The sequence below is a fragment of the Streptomyces sp. SID12501 genome, from assembly GCF_010550245.1.
In the GTDB taxonomy this organism is placed as follows: Bacteria; Actinomycetota; Actinomycetes; order Streptomycetales; family Streptomycetaceae; genus Streptomyces.
The window spans coordinates 1-1,114 of record NZ_JAAGLU010000120.1 but is presented as its reverse complement, the minus strand read 5'-3'; the positions used below and the strand labels follow the sequence as shown (position 1 = coordinate 1,114).

Here is a 1,114-nt window from a genome sequence, read left to right as displayed (position 1 = left end):
GAATCCTGGCGATCAGAAATGCCATTCGCAGCACCTTCCTGTGTGCCAGATCTATCATGGCCGGGGACTTGCTCATCGAGCACGGGTTTCGAGCAGCTAGCTCCGCAATGTTCTACACCGGGGCATTCCACGGCCTCGATGGGTTTCTAGCGACGCGTGGGCGAGTGATGATCCAGCCGGCGCGAGGGCAGGCGCGTGCCTACACGACGGACTCCAGTGAGCTGCTACAACACGAATCACTTCCCGGTGATCCCCACGTAATCTGTGCAATTATGGCACGGGCCGGGAAATGGTCATTCGAATCTCGCAGGCGGAACCACGTAAACCGCTGGGGAGAGCTGAAGCAGCTGATCACATCGCGCAACCCTGCCCTGCCTGATCAGGTTTTGGCGGCTCTCGCCTATGCATCACATCGCAACCCCAACGAAGATCTGCACGAGCTGATGAATGCAGGCATTCCAGCTCTCGCTTCTTTGAGACATCAAGCCCTGTATGAAGGATTCGGCTATGACGATGAGGCTTACGACGGCGTCACCAACCGAGAAAATCCGTACGGCTTCGGACTGAACAAGAGGGCTGACATGCTGAGAAATTTGGCAGTCGAGCTTCTTGCTTCGTCGCTCACGGTGGCGGAATTTTATTTCGACTGGTGTGACAAACATCGGGGAGACCATAGTTCCGTAACGCAACGGATCGCCATCTCCTGCTCCATACCTGCGTTCGAATTTTCCACCCCAGAAGAAGGATCGGCAGGCCCGCACAGCGCACGCGTCCGCCGCCTTGCAGAACGCATTGAGGCTGCATTCTCCTGAGTCCCTCCTGCTGGCCGAACGGAAGCCCGTCATGGAACGTACAGAGCTGATCGTCGTACAGCTGGAGGAGGCAAAACGTCTCATTCAGATCGGGCGTGTCCCGCAACTACGCCTCGCATTCATCTTGCTAGACAATGCTGTAGAGGTGCTCCTTTGCCGCCTCACTGAGTTCATGCTCTGGCATCAAGATTCGCTGAACCGCATGCTCACGCGGCTAAAGAACATGGAACCTCCTGAAAATCATGCCGAGTTTTTTCAGAGGCAGATCCGAGAGCTAGAAGAGGAGGCGATACCTCGAAATA

At 55.9% G+C, this 1,114-nt stretch carries 2 protein-coding genes; both read left to right on the top strand.

What is annotated here, in order from left to right; genetic code table 11:
• A partial coding sequence (locus G3I71_RS44705) for a hypothetical protein (protein WP_203733001.1) occupies nt 1–812 on the top strand: 812 nt, incomplete at its 5' end.
• 31 nt (nt 813–843) lie between these two features.
• A partial coding sequence (locus G3I71_RS44700; RefSeq protein ID WP_164324597.1) for a hypothetical protein occupies nt 844–1,114 on the top strand: 271 nt, incomplete at its 3' end.